Raw genomic sequence first — 15,679 nt, 5'->3', positions numbered from 1 at the left:
TATCGTATTATACACGAAACATCAACCTTCTGAATGTTTTTTCAGTAAAGTTTGTACAAGTTTTTCCATCTCTTCTAACGTTTCTTTATAAATAGAAAGTGATCCGCCAAATGGATCTGAAATATCCTTACTTATCCCCTCGGTTACTCCATATAATGTATCTACTTTCTCTTCAACGCTCGGATAATGTCCAACGACGATTTGTTTATGGTTTTCCGTCATCGTTACTATAATATCTGCCCAATCAATCAAAGTTTCATTTACCTGCTGCGAAGCATGATCGATTGCAATTCCCTTTTCAGCCAAAGCTTCCTTTGCATAAATCGACGCATCACTTCCAGGATAGGCGAAAACACCAGCAGATTGCACTTCAAACTTACCTTCCCCATGATGACGAAGCAACGCCTCAGCCATCGGGCTACGGCATGTATTTCCAGTGCAAACAAATAATACTCGTTTCATCTAACCCCACCCCTTTTCTCTTCTTCCTTTATCATAGCGTACATAAGAATAGAACAAAAGAAATGTGAATATACGAAAGGCGCATTTCTCTTATATTTTTTCTAAGAAAAATGCGCCTTATCCACATATATGTGAAACCCTATTTCCAAGTGCCCAAAGTATTTTAACATACATAAGGAACAGACTACAAAACAAAATAAGGAATCCATTTCATACGAAACGGATTCCTTTCATGCAATAATTATTTCATTGTAACTTTCATTACTTCTGTTGAACCTTTTGTAGCAGTTACACCTACAGTTGTCTTAATAGACTCAGCTGCATCTGTATTTGTGATAACGATTGGAGTAATTGTGCTTTTCGCTTTTTCACGGATTAATTCTAGGTCGAATGAGATTAATTTATCTCCAGCTTTTACAGCTTGTCCTTCAGAAACGTGAGCTTCGAAACCTTCGCCTTCCATTTTTACAGTTTCTAATCCAACGTGGATTAAAATTTCTGTACCGTTTTTCGCTTTAATTCCAATTGCATGTTTCGTGTGGAATAATTGTACGATTTCACCATCAACTGGAGATACAACTACACCTTCAGTAGGATCGATTGCAACACCGTCGCCCATCATACGACCAGCGAATACTGGATCTGGTACTTCTTCAATATTTTTCACTGCTCCAGTTAATGGAGCTACGATTGTTTCTTCATTTGTTTTTGAACCAAGACCGAATAATTTTTTAAACATAGGATAGTCCTCCTTATAATTTACCTAAAAGTTTATAGGGCAATCTCTATTAAAGATCCAAATAAACGTAAGACCTCATACTTCGAATATTATACTGTAAAAACGCTTTCGAAATAAATTACGTCATTACTACTAGACTCTTATTGTAGCGCCTCACAAAATTCCAGTCAATTCTGATTGTCTGAATAACAATAAGAAGTTAACTTCTACTTATATTTTCTCTTTTTTTACCCAACTTGTCTAGAGGTCTTTACTACATTTTGTTTTTTGTCGCTAATTTGTAAAATTTACCCCGCGTTAACGTCCGATTGGTTCAACTAATAATCAACGGGGGATGAACCGCCCCTGCTGATTAATGTTTCACTTTATTTCAAACTTTTTTCGAAATCCGCTTGACTAAAGTAAGTAACTATTTTATCATTACTTACATAAGGTAAGTTAATAACTTTTAGGAGGTTTTTAAAAATGATGGATTTCGGTCTTCTTATTATTCGTCTTATTATAGGTATTACATTCATGGGTCATGGTGCTCAAAAATTATTTGGTTGGTTCGGCGGTTACGGTTTAAAAGGAACAGGCGGCTGGATGGAATCAATCGGTTTACGCCCTGGTGTATTCATGGCATTTATGGCTGGCGCAACTGAATTATTAGGTGGCTTCTTATTCGCATCAGGGATTTTCACTGCAGTTGGTTCATTATTTATCGTTGGAACAATGTTAATGGCAATTTTCACTGTTCACGGAAAAAATGGTTACTGGGTGACACAAAACGGATATGAATACAATTTAATGTTAATCGCTGTTGCGATTGGTGTAGCTTTAATCGGACCTGGCGCATACGTTTTACTGTAATATTCATCTCAGTTTCGAGATTATTTAAAAAGAACTTACTTCATTACAATTGAAGTAAGTTCTTTTTATGTAATAAAAATATTTTTCCAGCAGGAGTTTTCCACTAAAATCTTGTAAACAAACAATAAGTCGTTACATTCAGAAAGGGGATTTTACACATGTTATCCATTAATCCAAATGAACAAACAGAAAAAGAGAATTACAAATTATTAACGGGAAGTATCATTCCACGCCCTGTCGCATTCGTTACTTCCGTAACAAAAGACGGCGTATTAAACGGAGCACCGTATAGTTATTTCAATATTGTCGCTGCTAATCCACCACTTATCTCAGTTTCTGTACAACGAAAAGCAGGAACACCGAAAGATACTTCTCGAAACGCAATCGAAAAAGGTGAGTTTGTCGTACATATTTCTGATGAATCTTACGTAGAAGCAATTAACGAAACAGCAGCTAACCTCCCGCCAAATGAAAGTGAAATTGAACTAGCAAAACTAACACCAATTGAAAGTGATGTCATCTCCGTTCCAGGTGTAAAAGAAGCAAACATTCGAATGGAGTGCGTACTAGAACGCGCAATCCCTCTTGGCGGAACAGAAGACTCACCAGCTTGCGATTTACTAATCGGACGCGTCGTTCGTTTCCACGTCGCAGAACACCTATACGAAAATGGACGCATTCATGCAGAAGGACTAAAACCAGTAAGCCGTCTAGCAGGACACAACTACGCAAAACTAGGAGAACAATTTGAATTGGTAAGGCCTATCTAAAAGTGGAAGTGGCTCGTTCAGAACGGGAGGAGGATGGAGCTTTTGACGAAGAGGCGCTTTTTGCCTCGTAGGAAGACGCGAAACCACCGACCATTCTAGCCGCTGGAACTGGATATATCTAAAAGTGGAAGCAGCTCGTTCAGAATGGGAGGGGGATGGAGCTTCTGACAAAGAGGCGCTTTTTGCCTCGTAGGAAGACGCGAAGCCACCGACCATTCTAGCCGCTGGAGCTGGATATATCTAAAAGCGGAAGCAATTCACTCAAAATAGAATACCTGTAAAATATAAAAGGCTGTACCAAAATAATTTGGTACAGCCTTTTCATAGAAGAAGAAAAATAATTTTTCAATTTTGGTCATCGACCTCTTTTACCATCATTGGTCATCGGTAAAAAGTAACAGTGTGATTGGTAATTGGATGATTGGTTGTCCCTTGGCCATCACAAATCTCATTTTTACAAAAGCGGTCTTCTTCTATGCCTTGAAGCAAAGTCTCACCACTTCAAGGTTTAAAAATATTTTTCACCATCGAAGTCTAATTCAATCGCGTAGTTTTTCGCATTAATTAAATTGGACAATCTATTAGCTTGTCTCTCTAACTCTAAACCTTTTACACGATATACTTCAGGATCGAACATCGCTACTTTTAAAAGAGACGATGTTTCACCGTAAGAATATACATGCTCTTCTTTCTTACTCACGCCAAACTCTTTACACTTTCGAGCTTTCGCACGTAACTGTGTTGCGAGCTCTATCGCTTCAACAATCGTTACGTTTTCTCCGTTGAAATTAACTTCGTTTTGAATATTTGCTTCATACATCAATTTATCTAAAAGACGAAAATCAGCGCGAACTTCATCTAATTCCTGTTCCACCTGTACCAATGTACGCGTCTGTTTTGGAAGTGTATCACCTTTTTCAATTTCAACAAATCCAATTTGGTTCATCTCTTCTTCTAATTCATGTATTCTTTTCGATAATACGCTTTTTAATTTTACAGCTTCTGCTAAAGAAATGTTAGACATAGTCTCCCCTTATATCTCTTCCTTCTGCTCCTCTAAAGTAGGTACTTTCTCTTTTTTCGGTTTCCCAAGCTTAATTACTAAGAAATATAGGGAAAGCAATGTAATAAGAAAAACGATTATAAACGGATACGGAGAATAAAAGGCACGCGCCGCCTCCGTTTTTCCCGCAACAAACTTCAATGACTCAATATCTAAAAACTCAGCAAACATTTGTACACCGAGCATACTAAACCAAAAAACAAAAAAACTAATAATAATACCAAAAACTTGCTTCAATCTCGTCATTCATCTCATCCTTTCTATTTGTGTAATTTTTTAGCGCAATCAATATAGTATAAATAAAACTATGCACAGAAAGGAGCTATCTTACCATTCGCGAATTAACTTCATCCAACCTAAAATTGAAATTTGCAAAATAATACCCCAAATAACAAGCAGTCGCAACCATCTAGGAAAGAAAGTTACAAATCGAATATACCATTCCAATAGCTTGTTCATAACGCCCTCCTCCTTAAAATTATATAGGAAAAAGGAGATATAATCCAAATCCAACCAAAATGATACCGCCTACTATCTCACCATATGTGCCGAGCATATCTTTCGCATGCCTACCAATTAATAAACCAAGCCACGCTAATAACATACTAACAAACCCAAAAAGTAATATCGTAATAAGTGTCTGCGCCCCGTAAATACCAAGACTAAGGCCTACTGAAAAACTATCTATACTAACACCAAATGCAAATACGAATAAGCTAATTCCAATAGGGGCCGTTCTAGTCTCTTCATTCTCCAAAACAGATGAATATACAATATAAAATCCTAGTCCAATTAATAAAATAGCACCTGCAAAATGTGCAACATCTCCATACTGCTCTGATAAAAAACGACCTAATACCATCCCTATAAATGGCATGATAATATGAAATATCCCTATCGTCATACCGATATACAGGATTTGTCTTCCCTTTAAGGTCATCATTCCCATACCAAGACTCACCGAGAACGCATCCATCCCTAAGGCGAATGCCATAATTGTTAAAGGTAGTAGCTGTTCAAACGTCATTCATGTCCCTCCTCGGACGTGCTACTTCAAAATATGCTTATCCGAGGAGAAATATTCTGTTTGCTAATCGTACCTTATCATTCAGTAATAATTTGATGCCCTGCCGCTTTCGTTAAGCGATTCATAATGGCATTCCCTATTCCTTCATCCGGGAATGATTCACTAAAAATAACATCCACTTCACTTGCATCAAACGTTCTAAGTACATCATATAATTTAGTCGCAACGCTTGCTAAATCGCTTCGAACACCACAAGATAATACAACATCCGCGCTGTATACATGCTGATACTCTTCTGTCGTTAATACACCTACTTTGAATCCTTCTTCTTTCTTCTCATCCACAAGGCGTTGAATAAATTCACGTGAACCTTCAACAATACTCAGTGGCGCTTTCGGTGCATAATGTGTATATTTCATTCCAGGTGATTTCGGTTTTTCTTTCTCGTCCTTTAAAGCCGGATCTAAAGAAACAGTACCAATCACCGCTTCTAATTGTTCTTTCGTAATCCCACCTGGGCGTAATATCGTTGGAACCTCGCTCGTACAATCAATTACAGTCGATTCAACACCTACTCCCGTCGCACCACCATCTACAATACCTGCGATTTTTTCATTTAAATCTTCATATACGTGAGACGCTAACGTCGGACTTGGACGACCAGAACGATTCGCACTCGGTGCTGCAACAGGTACATTTGCCTCTTCAATAAGAGCAAGTGCTACTGGATGATCAGGCATTCTTACTCCAACCGTATTAAGTCCTGCCGTCACCTTCTCTGAAATCCCTTCTTTTCTAGGTAAAATAATTGTTAACGGACCTGGCCAAAAATGCTCCATTAACTTCTCTGCAACTGGCGGGATTTCTTTCACAATCCCGTCCAACTGTGATTTTGTACCGATGTGGACAATCAGTGGATTATCACTCGGTCTTCCTTTCGCTTCAAAAATTTTCGCGATTGCTTCATCATTCATCGCGTTGGCACCTAGTCCATATACCGTTTCTGTAGGGAAGGCAATCGCCTCGTTTTCCCTTAATAATTTTGCTGCTTCTTGTAACTGTGGATAATATTTTTTTCTTTCCACAACATTATCCACAACCCACATATTTGTATGCATTTTTTCACACGTCCTTTTCTACCCTGAAATACTTGTCTATTTTTAGTTTACTATGAGATTTATCCAAAAGACAAACAAGGTTTATCCACAAAATGTGGATAAACCTAATTAATCCGTGGATAACTTTGTGAATAGCTGACAATTTAGTATTATTGCATTTGGCTCTTTTATATTTTTACAAAAGTGTTCTAACTGTCGAATTCCCTCTGGTACGTTTTCTTTCTCTATAGTAACAAAGTCAAAAAACTGAAAGATTGTTATAGATTGTGGATGATTTGTTAGTAAGTACAATTGTCGAATATTTTTTTCTTTCATATACTGCAAAAACATTTCAAAAAAATATAAGAAAGTCTGTTTATCCACATTAGGTGTGAATAAACAAGAACGAATCAGTGCGTGTTCTTCACTTTGTTCATATCCGATGACAGCCCGTATTTCTTCCACCTCTTCCAAAATCATAAATTGCGCGTATAACTCATTTATTTTATCATCTTTTTTATTAGCTTGTCCGAAAAAAGAATGCAATCTTTCCACATCTGCTTTCGTCGCAAAATATACCTTCTTCATAGTAAATCCCTCCTCTTTTTTATATATGAGAAGGGACCTACTAATAGTACTATTTAGAGAATAAAGATGTAAAAGCTTCTACAATAAATAACTTAACTTCTGGCTTTTCTTCTTCCTCCTCTACTTTGACATACTCATTTTGTTTTTCTTGCTTTTGTTCCACAGGTTTCTCCACTTTGTCCACAGTTTTTGTTTCTTCTTTACTTACAGCTTGTTCTTCTACTTTCGTTTCATTTTTTACTACTTTCTTTTCAGAAGCTGTTACTTTTTTTGCCACTTCCTGCTTTACAACTTTCGTTTCTTTCACTTTATCCTCTTTCTTCTCTGGTACATCCACTACTTCCTCATCTTGCTCCTTAACTTCCCCCTCTTCAGGAGATTCAGCCTTCACAACATGTTCTTCTTTCCTTACAGCTGTACCACTTGAAAAATCTAAGAAACACATCGGCGGAAATAATACACACCACCAGTTTGCCCCTTCACCTTCCCCAATTGTAATTAATACGGCCTCATATTCCCCTGCTGGATAAATGAAATTCCCATATACCTTTGTAGGAAACTTTACATTCTTACTGAATTTCACTTGAAACGAATCTTTATTTCCTTCTTTTTTCAACGTATTTGCCACTGTTTTTTCGATTTCTGGAATATGACTTTGAATGACTTTACGCGCCTCTTCAAATGAAGTTAAATCCGCTACCCATCCATCAATTTGTGCTTTTACTTCATCACGCACTTTGCGTTTTAACGCCTGATCTTTATCTGAATCACTATTTGCTAAAATTCGTAATCGAACGGCCTCTTTCGGAATAACTGAAGGCCCTTTCGCATCAGCTTTCATATATCCAAACTGCACAAGCAATTGTGCACCAATTAATAATAGAAGAAGATAAGCAATAACTTGTTTTTTCATTTCCTCCACCGTCCCTTCTACAAACAGTGTGGACAGACTTTCATCTTTCTAAACTATTAAATTCAAAATCTATATAAATTTTCCCACAAAAAATAGAGTAAGGTGTGAACCTTACTCCATTTCTGCAAATACCATACGATCTTTTCCGTTAATATCAAAAACAACCTCAACATGAGCATGTGGAAAAGCTTGTTGTAACAGCTCTTTTACGTCCTCACCTTGCCCTACTCCAATTTCAAATGCCACAATTGCTTTCTTCTGCAACACATTCGGCAACTCTTCCATAAAACGGCGATAGAAATCTAATCCGTCTTCACCGCCAACAAGTGCTCTCTTTGGCTCATGCTCTTTCACCACAGGAGAAAGGCCACGCCAATCCTCTTCCGGTATATATGGGGGGTTTGAAACAACAACATCTAACTTTTGACCTGTTTTATGAAATGGTGACAATAAATCACCATGATAGAACGTTACTTCTGCGCCCAAAGTTTTTGCATTTTCTTGTGCAACTTCAATCGACTCTTGTGCAATATCTACCGTATACACATGAAGATTTTTATTTTCTAAAGCAAGTGTAATAGAAATCGCTCCACTACCTGTACCGATATCCGCCACATGCAGTTTCTCATCACCAAAATGACGCTCGATTCTTTCTAACACTCCCACTATAAGCTCTTCTGTTTCCGGTCTTGGTATTAATACTTCTTCATTCACAAAGAACGACCGTCCATAAAACATTTCATAACCAATCATATATTGAATGGGAATACCTTCTACATGCTTGTGAATAAACTCCGTAAAACTTGTTTCTTGTTCCACAGTTATTTCTTCACGCATATTCATGAGCATTCCGGTTCTGTTCGTCTTTAATACATGACAAAGGACAATTTCTCCCGCATTTTCATCTCGTCCATTTTCCTGTAAAAAAGAAGAAGCCCATTTCAGGGCTTCATAGACACGCATTACTCAGCTGCCTCCATCTTTTGAGCCTGATCTTCCATCACTAAGGCATTGATGAAATCATCTAACTTACCTTGTAAGATTTGATCTAGCTTTTGAATCGTTAAACCGATTCGATGGTCTGTAACACGGTTTTGCGGGAAATTATACGTACGAATACGCTCTGAACGATCACCCGTACCAACAGCTTGTTTACGGTTTTGATCATACTCAGCTTGCGCTTCTTGTCTAAACTTATCATAAACACGTGCGCGTAATACTTTCATCGCTTTTTCTTTATTCTTAATTTGTGATTTCTCATCCTGACACGATACAACTACACCAGTCGGTAAATGCGTTAAACGTACCGCTGACATCGTTGTATTAACACTTTGTCCACCAGGACCACTAGAAGCAAACGTATCAACACGAACATCTTTTTCATGAATACTAATTTCTACTTCTTCTGCCTCTGGTAATACAGCTACAGTTGCTGTAGACGTATGAATACGTCCACCAGATTCCGTTTCAGGAACACGTTGTACACGGTGAGCACCATTCTCGAATTTCAGCTTCGCGAATGCACCTTTACCGTTAATCATAAAGATAATCTCTTTATATCCACCTAACTCTGTATAGCTCGCTTCGATAATTTCAGTTTTCCAACCTTGTACCTCAGCATAACGGCTATACATACGATATAAATCACCAGCAAATAAAGCTGCCTCATCACCACCAGCAGCACCACGAACCTCAACGATAACGTTTTTATCATCATTAGGGTCTTTTGGAACAAGTAAAATTTTCAGACGCTCTGATAATTCTTTATCTTGTCCTTCTAATTCAGAAACCTCTTCTTTTACCATCTCACGCATATCAGCGTCTAACTTATCTTCTAACATTGCTTTTGCATCTCTTAATTGCTCACGAACATCTTTATACTCACGGTACACCTCTACCGTTTCCTGCATATCAGATTGTTCCTTTGAATACTCACGAAGCTTATTCGTATCACTAATAACCTCTGGATCACTTAACAATTCATTTAACTTCTCATAACGATCTTCTACAGCTTGCAAACGATCTAACACACCATTCACCTCTACATCCTAGTATCTAATACAAATAGTATATGGTACTTAATAAAAAAAACGCAAATTATATTTAAAAGTGGAGGTGGCTCGCTCTGCTCTGACTGGCTTAGGTTCTCTCGCACAGAAGACGCTTTTGTCTTCTCGTGCGGGAGGTTCTTAGACACGAAGGGCTAGCCACCGGAACTAGATATATTTAAAAGCGCAAGCGGCTTGCTCAGAATCGGAAGAAGCGAAACCACCGACCATTCTAGCCGCTGGAGCTAGATAATATTTAAAAGCGTAAGCGGCTCGCTCTGCTCCGACTACCTAACGTTCTTAGCTGTACGAAGAGCTGGCCACCAATCTTCATCTATTTTGAAAAAAACCCGCTCTACATAGCGAGTTTCATTTATCTTTGTTTTGTAGGTACTGCATGACAATGACGACAACGTGGTTCATACGATTCTGAAGCCCCAACTAAAATAATTGGATCATCAAATGCCGCTGGTTCTCCATCGATTAAACGTTGCGTACGACTTGCAGGAGATCCACATGCAGAACAAACTGCCTGCAATTTAGTTACATGTTCAGCAATCGCCATCAGCTGAGGAACTTGTCCAAATGGTAGACCACGGAAATCTTGGTCTAATCCAGCTACAATGACACGATAGCCACGATTTGCCAATACTTGCACCACTTCCACAATGTCCCCATCAAAAAATTGTACCTCATCGATTGCAATAACATCCATTTCTTCTGTTACATGGTTAAATATATCTTTTGAAGCTGAAACAGGGACCGCTTTAACCTTTAATCCATTATGTGATACAACATCTTCTTCACTATAACGATTATCAATACATGGTTTAAATACAATCGCATGTTGCTTCGCAAATTGCGTACGGCGTATACGGCGGATGAGCTCTTCTGATTTTCCAGAAAACATACTCCCGCAAATCACTTCAATCCAACCATTTTGATTCATTAAGTACATTGAGCTCTCCTTTCATCTACTTTCCTAATCCAAAGTAGGGTAAAGGTTTAATATTTTTGCAAAAAAAACAGACAAGCGAATACATACACTTGCCTGTTTTATGTTCTTTATTACTTGATACCGTATTTCTTATTGAAGCGGTCAACACGTCCGTCTGCAGTAGCAAACTTCTGACGTCCAGTGTAGAATGGGTGAGAATCAGAACTGATCTCAATTTTTAGTAATGGATAAGTGTTACCATCTTCCCACTCAACAGTTTCGCTAGAGCCTTTAGTAGACCCGCTTAAGAATTTGAAGCCTGTGTTCGTGTCCATAAATACAACTTTATTGTAATTTGGATGGATTCCTGCTTTCATTCTTTTCATCTCCTTCCGCCCTGAATCATTTTCGAAACAGAGTTTTTCATCTTCAGCTGCTTGCACAACTATATTGATGAAACACATATGATGAAATTATAACAAGGCTAACTCCATTTTGCAACTACCTGTTTTTGTCTTTTTGAATTTAAAAGCAAAAGCGGCTCGTTTAGAATCGCAGGACATTGGAACTCTCGACCTTGAGGCGCTTTTTGCCTCTTAGGAAGACGCGAAGCCACCGACCATTCTAGCCGTTGGAGCTGGATATAATTTAAAGCAGAAGCGGCTCGTTCAGGATCCAGAACACTTCAAGCTCTCGGCCCAAATATGATTTTCATCTCAGAAAACAAAATTTTTCCATATATTACTCTCTCTAATATTCCCTTAAAAAACATAAAAAACTCGCTTACTACGAAATAAGCGAGTCCCAATCTTTTCCCTTTACTTAGTTGTTACATATCTTTTCGAATCTGCAACAATGTTTTGTAAAAATTCTTCATTTGTCTTTGTTTGACGAAGTTTACGTAAGAAACCTTCAACAAAGTCTGGTGTATCGCGCATTGTTTTACGAATACCCCATAGCTTGTCTAAATGTTCTTTCGGAATTAATAGATCTTCTTTACGTGTACCAGAACGGCGAATATCAATTGCCGGGAAGATACGACGCTCAGCTAATGAACGATCTAAGTGAAGTTCCATATTTCCAGTCCCTTTAAATTCTTCGTAAATTACATCGTCCATACGAGATCCTGTATCAACAAGCGCTGTTGCTAAAATCGTTAAGCTACCGCCTTCTTCAATATTACGTGCAGCTCCAAAGAAACGCTTCGGTCTATGGAAGGCAGCTGGGTCGATACCACCCGATAATGTTCTACCACTTGGCGGAATAACAAGGTTGTAAGCTCGCGCTAAACGGGTAATACTATCCATTAAAATGATAACATCTTTTTTGTGCTCTACAAGACGCATTGCACGTTCTAACACAAGTTCGGCTACTTTAATATGATTTTCTGGTACTTCATCAAAAGTAGAGCTTACAACATCACCTTTAACAGAACGTTCAATGTCTGTTACTTCCTCTGGACGCTCATCAATTAAAAGTACAATTAATTCAGCTTCCGGATGATTTGTTGTAACACTGTGTGCGATTTCTTTTAATAAACTAGTTTTACCAGCCTTTGGAGGCGCGACAATTAAACCACGTTGTCCAAATCCAACTGGTGCGATTAAATCCATGATGCGTGTCGGTAACTTTTTCGGTTCCGTTTCCAATTTCATTTGGCGATCTGGGTATAATGGTGTTAATGCAGGGAAATGCACACGCTCTTTTGCTGACTCTGGATCATCTCCGTTTACAGCTTCAACTTGTAATAATCCAAAATAGCGTTCATTTTCTTTCGGAGGTCGTACTTTACCAGAAACCTTGTCTCCATTACGTAAATCGAAACGACGAATTTGCGAAGCTGAGATATAAATATCTTCTGAGCTTGGAGAATAGTTGATAGGACGTAGGAATCCAAATCCTTCTGATTGAATAATTTCTAATACGCCTTCCATGAAGAAGAAACCTTCTTTTTCTGCTCGAGCTTTTAGGATAGCGAAGATTAACTCTTTTTTCGTTAATTTGCTATAATACGAAATCTTAAATTCTTTCGCAAGCTCGTATAACTCTTTTAATTTCATGTTTTCTAATGCTGCAATTGACAAATTCATTCAGACACCACACTTTAACGTTATTCTCTTTTCACATGGGTAAAGGGAAAAAATACGGAAGGCAAATAATTAATAATGAAAGGCAATAAGTTCAAGTAGGGTAATATTCACTATTGTAACCCTTTTATCTAGTTTTAATCAATACGTTGAAACACAAATACAAGAAGCGAAGACAAGAAAATTTGTCTTCGCTTTTATTTAACCTAGTTCCAGTAGCCAGAATGGCCGAGAGCTCCAATGCCCTGCGATTCTGAACGAGCCGCTTCCACTTTTTACTTAATCCAACTTCAGCAGCTAGAATGGTCGGTGGCTTCACTTCTTCCTACGAGGCAAAAAGCGCCTCTACGTCAGAAGCTCCATCCCTCTCCCATTCTGAACGAGCTGCTTACGCTTTTTATTTAATAACCAAGTTCGGTTTCTTATTCAAGCTATGACGTCCGTCTACGAAGCGTACTGTGCCTGATTTTGCACGCATAACAAGGGATTGTGTTGTTCCTACGCTACCTTTAAATTGAACGCCGCGTAATAGTTCTCCGTCTGTTACACCTGTTGCTGCAAAGATTGCATCGTCACCTTTTACTAAGTCTTCCATGCGAAGGATACGATTTATATCTTCAATGCCCATTTTTTTACAACGAGCTAATTCAGCTTCATTTTGAGGCAGAAGCTTTCCGTGGATTTCTCCACCTAAACATTTTAATGCAACTGCTGCTAATACACCCTCAGGTGCTCCACCAGAGCCGAATAAAATATCTACACCTGTGCGATCAAATGCAGTATTAATTGCTCCAGCCACATCTCCATCGTTAATCAATTTAATACGAGCACCAGCTTTACGAATTTCTTCGATAATCGCTTGATGACGTGGACGGTTTAAAACTGTCGCTACAACATCTTCAATATCTTTATTTTTCGCTTTCGCAACTGCACGTAAGTTATCGATAATAGGCGCATCAATATCGACCGCCCCAACTGCTTCTGGGCCAACCGCGATTTTATCCATGTACATGTCAGGAGCATGTAACAAATTACCATGATCTGCAATTGCAATAACAGCAAGAGCATTCCATCCACCAGCTGCTACAATGTTTGTCCCTTCTAAAGGATCAACTGCAACGTCTACACGTGGTCCATATCCTGTACCTAATTTCTCTCCGATATACAACATTGGCGCTTCGTCCATTTCACCTTCACCAATGACAACTGTACCTTTCATCGGGATTGTATCAAATACGTCACGCATAGCTGATGTTGCTGCACCGTCTGCCTCATCCTTTTTCCCGCGCCCCATCCAACGCGCTGATGATAATGCTGCAGCCTCTGTTACACGTACTAACTCCATAGATAAACTTCTTTCCACGATAATCCCTCTCCTTTAAGTCTTTATATTTCTGCCGTATTTTGTGAACCGTGTTTCTCTACAAAGTATACTTCCGCAAGTAGTGATGCTTCGCTTCCCCCTTGCGGAAGTATCACTTATGCGTTCTTCATCTCTTCAATTTCTTGACTTGTCATTTGTTCTCGCCAAATGTTTGCGCCAAGACCTTTAAGCTTGTCTACTATATTTTCATAACCTCGATCAATATGCTCAAGTCCAGTTACTTCTGTAATTCCATCCGCCATTAACCCCGCAATAACAAGGGCCGCTCCAGCTCGCAAATCACTCGCTTTCACTTTTGCACCTTGCAATAAAACAGGACCAGTTACAATTGCCGAACGACCTTCTACTTTAATTTGTGCGTTCATACGACGTAACTCATCAATGTGTTTAAAGCGCGCACCGTAAATCGTATCCGTTACAACGCCCGTTCCGTGAGCCTTTGTTAAAAGAGTCGTAAATGGTTGTTGTAAATCTGTTGGGAATCCTGGATATACAAGCGTTTTTATATCAACTACTTTTAACCTTCTATTACCGTTCACTGTAATTTGGTCATCGTTCGTTTCAACTTGGACACCAGCTTCTCTTAACTTCGCTGTAACTGACTCTAAATGTTGAGGAATAACATTATCAACCGTTACTTCTCCTCCTGATGCAGCTCCTAAAATCATATACGTACCCGCTTCAATACGATCCGGAATGATCGTGTGATGACAACCATGCAGTGAATCCACACCATCAATTCGGATTACATCTGTGCCAGCACCTTTAATACGTGCACCCATGCTTGTTAACAATGTAGCTACATCAATAATCTCTGGTTCTTTTGCTGCGTTTTCAATAACAGTTCTACCCTTCGCTCGCACAGCTGCCAACATAATATTAATCGTAGCCCCTACGCTAACAACATCTAAATAAATACGTGCCCCGCGCAATTCATCTGCTCTTAAATAAATAGCACCCTGTTCATTCGTAACATGTGCACCTAACGCTTCAAATCCTTTAATATGCTGATCAATCGGCCTCGGTCCTAAATGACATCCACCTGGAAGCCCAATAACAGCTTTTTTAAAACGGCCAAGCATCGCACCCATTAAATAATAAGAAGCACGCAATTTTTTCACTTTTCCATTTGGTAAAGGCATTGCAACCATGTTAGAAGGATCGACTACCATCTCTTCCTCCTGTCCATAAGTTACCCTTCCTCCAATTTCCTCTAGCAAGTCTCCTAACATTTTCACGTCCGAAATATTAGGGACACCACCAATAGTTACTGGAGTATCTGCTAAAATTGTCGCTGGAATTAGTGCGACGGCGCTGTTCTTTGCACCACTCACTCGAATTGTTCCATTTAAAGCTCTTCCGCCTTCAATTAGCAATTTTTCCATATTGAGCTCCCTTCTTGTGAATGTATTTACTTTCTATATCTTTATAGAAAGCTCCCCTTAAGAATCTCAATCACTCTTTCCACCCTAACACTCAATAAATAGGAAACCATTATCTTCATTTCTCCTGTAGTACGACTAGATAAAGATTAACTATTCATCGAATTTACTTTATCAATTTAGATACGTTATCACATTTATTTAATAGGACTATGCACATTATTTTCTATTTGAAAAACAAAATGATAAAAATCTTTAGACTTGTTCACGCTTTCATTATACAACGAAAGGAAACCGTCTAAAAGACTAGACGGTTTCCAAAACGGAATT

The 15,679-nt window shown here is 38.6% G+C and carries 18 protein-coding genes; 2 read left to right on the top strand and 16 right to left on the bottom strand.

Annotated elements, in window-relative coordinates; all coding sequences use genetic code 11:
• Nucleotides 1–21 precede the first annotated feature (21 nt).
• Nucleotides 22–462: a low molecular weight protein arginine phosphatase gene (locus tag ACXVYO_RS01825; RefSeq protein ID WP_458465888.1), complete on the bottom strand. Its 441-nt coding sequence runs from the start codon at nt 460–462 to the stop codon at nt 22–24.
• A gap of 241 nt (nt 463–703) precedes the next feature.
• Nucleotides 704–1,201 (bottom strand): PTS sugar transporter subunit IIA, encoded by a 498-nt coding sequence (locus ACXVYO_RS01820; protein WP_000473666.1) that lies wholly within the window; start codon nt 1,199–1,201, stop codon nt 704–706.
• A 465-nt stretch (nt 1,202–1,666) separates the two neighbouring features.
• Here ACXVYO_RS01820 and ACXVYO_RS01815 point away from each other — a divergent pair, with 465 nt between their 5' ends.
• On the top strand, nt 1,667–2,053 hold the full coding sequence (locus ACXVYO_RS01815) for a DoxX family protein (protein WP_061680023.1): 387 nt from the start codon (nt 1,667–1,669) through the stop codon (nt 2,051–2,053).
• A gap of 158 nt (nt 2,054–2,211) precedes the next feature.
• Nucleotides 2,212–2,823, top strand: a complete 612-nt coding sequence (locus tag ACXVYO_RS01810) for a flavin reductase family protein (protein ID WP_073517195.1) — start codon at nt 2,212–2,214, stop codon at nt 2,821–2,823.
• 508 nt (nt 2,824–3,331) lie between these two features.
• Here the strand turns inward: ACXVYO_RS01810 and ACXVYO_RS01805 are convergent.
• The 14 genes from ACXVYO_RS01805 to murA all read right to left on the bottom strand — a co-directional run bounded on the left by ACXVYO_RS01805 (nt 3,332) and on the right by murA (nt 15,352).
• Nucleotides 3,332–3,847: a hypothetical protein gene (locus ACXVYO_RS01805; protein ID WP_061680025.1), complete on the bottom strand. Its 516-nt coding sequence runs from the start codon at nt 3,845–3,847 to the stop codon at nt 3,332–3,334.
• Nucleotides 3,848–3,856: 9 nt separating this feature from the next.
• Complete coding sequence (locus ACXVYO_RS01800) at nt 3,857–4,132, bottom strand: DUF3935 domain-containing protein (protein ID WP_000197468.1); 276 nt, start codon at nt 4,130–4,132, stop codon at nt 3,857–3,859.
• 81 nt (nt 4,133–4,213) lie between these two features.
• On the bottom strand, nt 4,214–4,345 hold the full coding sequence (locus ACXVYO_RS01795) for a hypothetical protein (protein WP_001037631.1): 132 nt from the start codon (nt 4,343–4,345) through the stop codon (nt 4,214–4,216).
• Between the two features lie 19 nt (nt 4,346–4,364).
• A complete protein-coding gene (locus ACXVYO_RS01790; RefSeq protein ID WP_242257361.1) occupies nt 4,365–4,913 on the bottom strand; it encodes a manganese efflux pump MntP in 549 nt (182 codons plus the stop codon).
• 77 nt (nt 4,914–4,990) lie between these two features.
• A complete protein-coding gene (locus tag ACXVYO_RS01785) occupies nt 4,991–6,031 on the bottom strand; it encodes an L-threonylcarbamoyladenylate synthase (protein ID WP_458465887.1) in 1,041 nt (346 codons plus the stop codon).
• Nucleotides 6,032–6,139: 108 nt separating this feature from the next.
• Complete coding sequence (locus ACXVYO_RS01780) at nt 6,140–6,598, bottom strand: mechanosensitive ion channel protein (protein ID WP_458465886.1); 459 nt, start codon at nt 6,596–6,598, stop codon at nt 6,140–6,142.
• Between the two features lie 49 nt (nt 6,599–6,647).
• On the bottom strand, nt 6,648–7,511 hold the full coding sequence (gene spoIIR, locus ACXVYO_RS01775; protein WP_458465885.1) for a stage II sporulation protein R: 864 nt from the start codon (nt 7,509–7,511) through the stop codon (nt 6,648–6,650).
• A gap of 111 nt (nt 7,512–7,622) precedes the next feature.
• Nucleotides 7,623–8,474, bottom strand: coding sequence for a peptide chain release factor N(5)-glutamine methyltransferase (prmC, locus tag ACXVYO_RS01770; protein ID WP_458465884.1), 852 nt, complete (start codon nt 8,472–8,474; stop codon nt 7,623–7,625).
• Entirely contained in the window at nt 8,474–9,541 is a 1,068-nt protein-coding gene (gene prfA / locus ACXVYO_RS01765) for a peptide chain release factor 1 (protein WP_033656424.1), read from the bottom strand. The genes prmC and prfA overlap by 1 nt, the downstream gene beginning before the upstream one ends.
• Before the next feature lie 391 nt (nt 9,542–9,932).
• Complete coding sequence (locus ACXVYO_RS01760; RefSeq protein ID WP_000281086.1) at nt 9,933–10,517, bottom strand: thymidine kinase; 585 nt, start codon at nt 10,515–10,517, stop codon at nt 9,933–9,935.
• Nucleotides 10,518–10,627: 110 nt separating this feature from the next.
• Nucleotides 10,628–10,873, bottom strand: a complete 246-nt coding sequence (locus tag ACXVYO_RS01755; protein ID WP_000643447.1) for a type B 50S ribosomal protein L31 — start codon at nt 10,871–10,873, stop codon at nt 10,628–10,630.
• A gap of 441 nt (nt 10,874–11,314) precedes the next feature.
• Nucleotides 11,315–12,586 (bottom strand): transcription termination factor Rho, encoded by a 1,272-nt coding sequence (gene rho / locus ACXVYO_RS01750; RefSeq protein ID WP_001053898.1) that lies wholly within the window; start codon nt 12,584–12,586, stop codon nt 11,315–11,317.
• A gap of 394 nt (nt 12,587–12,980) precedes the next feature.
• Nucleotides 12,981–13,946 carry a class II fructose-bisphosphatase gene (gene glpX, locus ACXVYO_RS01745; protein ID WP_000442336.1) on the bottom strand — a complete coding sequence of 322 codons (966 nt, stop codon included), beginning with the start codon at nt 13,944–13,946 and terminating at the stop codon, nt 12,981–12,983.
• Between the two features lie 116 nt (nt 13,947–14,062).
• On the bottom strand, nt 14,063–15,352 hold the full coding sequence (gene murA, locus ACXVYO_RS01740) for a UDP-N-acetylglucosamine 1-carboxyvinyltransferase (protein WP_000413265.1): 1,290 nt from the start codon (nt 15,350–15,352) through the stop codon (nt 14,063–14,065).
• Nucleotides 15,353–15,679 lie beyond the last annotated feature (327 nt).

Source organism: Bacillus sp. BC08 (assembly GCF_054326875.1).
The sequence above is the reverse complement of the archived record's forward strand: the minus strand, read 5'-3'. Positions and strand labels throughout refer to the sequence as shown.

Bases quoted from the DNA above. Each gene is read 5' to 3' on its own strand.
- prmC (WP_458465884.1), bottom strand. From the start codon at position 8,474: ATGCGTGTCTATGAAGCCCTGAAATGGGCTTCTTCTTTTTTACAGGAA.
- ACXVYO_RS01800 (WP_000197468.1), bottom strand. From the start codon at position 4,132: ATGACGAGATTGAAGCAAGTTTTTGGTATTATTATTAGTTTTTTTGTT.
- ACXVYO_RS01815 (WP_061680023.1), top strand. From the start codon at position 1,667: ATGATGGATTTCGGTCTTCTTATTATTCGTCTTATTATAGGTATTACA.
- ACXVYO_RS01785 (WP_458465887.1), bottom strand. From the start codon at position 6,031: ATGCATACAAATATGTGGGTTGTGGATAATGTTGTGGAAAGAAAAAAA.
- ACXVYO_RS01820 (WP_000473666.1), bottom strand. From the start codon at position 1,201: ATGTTTAAAAAATTATTCGGTCTTGGTTCAAAAACAAATGAAGAAACA.
- rho (WP_001053898.1), bottom strand. From the start codon at position 12,586: ATGAATTTGTCAATTGCAGCATTAGAAAACATGAAATTAAAAGAGTTA.
- ACXVYO_RS01760 (WP_000281086.1), bottom strand. From the start codon at position 10,517: ATGTACTTAATGAATCAAAATGGTTGGATTGAAGTGATTTGCGGGAGT.
- ACXVYO_RS01825 (WP_458465888.1), bottom strand. From the start codon at position 462: ATGAAACGAGTATTATTTGTTTGCACTGGAAATACATGCCGTAGCCCG.
- ACXVYO_RS01790 (WP_242257361.1), bottom strand. From the start codon at position 4,913: ATGACGTTTGAACAGCTACTACCTTTAACAATTATGGCATTCGCCTTA.
- ACXVYO_RS01780 (WP_458465886.1), bottom strand. From the start codon at position 6,598: ATGAAGAAGGTATATTTTGCGACGAAAGCAGATGTGGAAAGATTGCAT.
- murA (WP_000413265.1), bottom strand. From the start codon at position 15,352: ATGGAAAAATTGCTAATTGAAGGCGGAAGAGCTTTAAATGGAACAATT.
- ACXVYO_RS01805 (WP_061680025.1), bottom strand. From the start codon at position 3,847: ATGTCTAACATTTCTTTAGCAGAAGCTGTAAAATTAAAAAGCGTATTA.
- ACXVYO_RS01795 (WP_001037631.1), bottom strand. From the start codon at position 4,345: ATGAACAAGCTATTGGAATGGTATATTCGATTTGTAACTTTCTTTCCT.
- ACXVYO_RS01755 (WP_000643447.1), bottom strand. From the start codon at position 10,873: ATGAAAGCAGGAATCCATCCAAATTACAATAAAGTTGTATTTATGGAC.
- ACXVYO_RS01810 (WP_073517195.1), top strand. From the start codon at position 2,212: ATGTTATCCATTAATCCAAATGAACAAACAGAAAAAGAGAATTACAAA.
- spoIIR (WP_458465885.1), bottom strand. From the start codon at position 7,511: ATGAAAAAACAAGTTATTGCTTATCTTCTTCTATTATTAATTGGTGCA.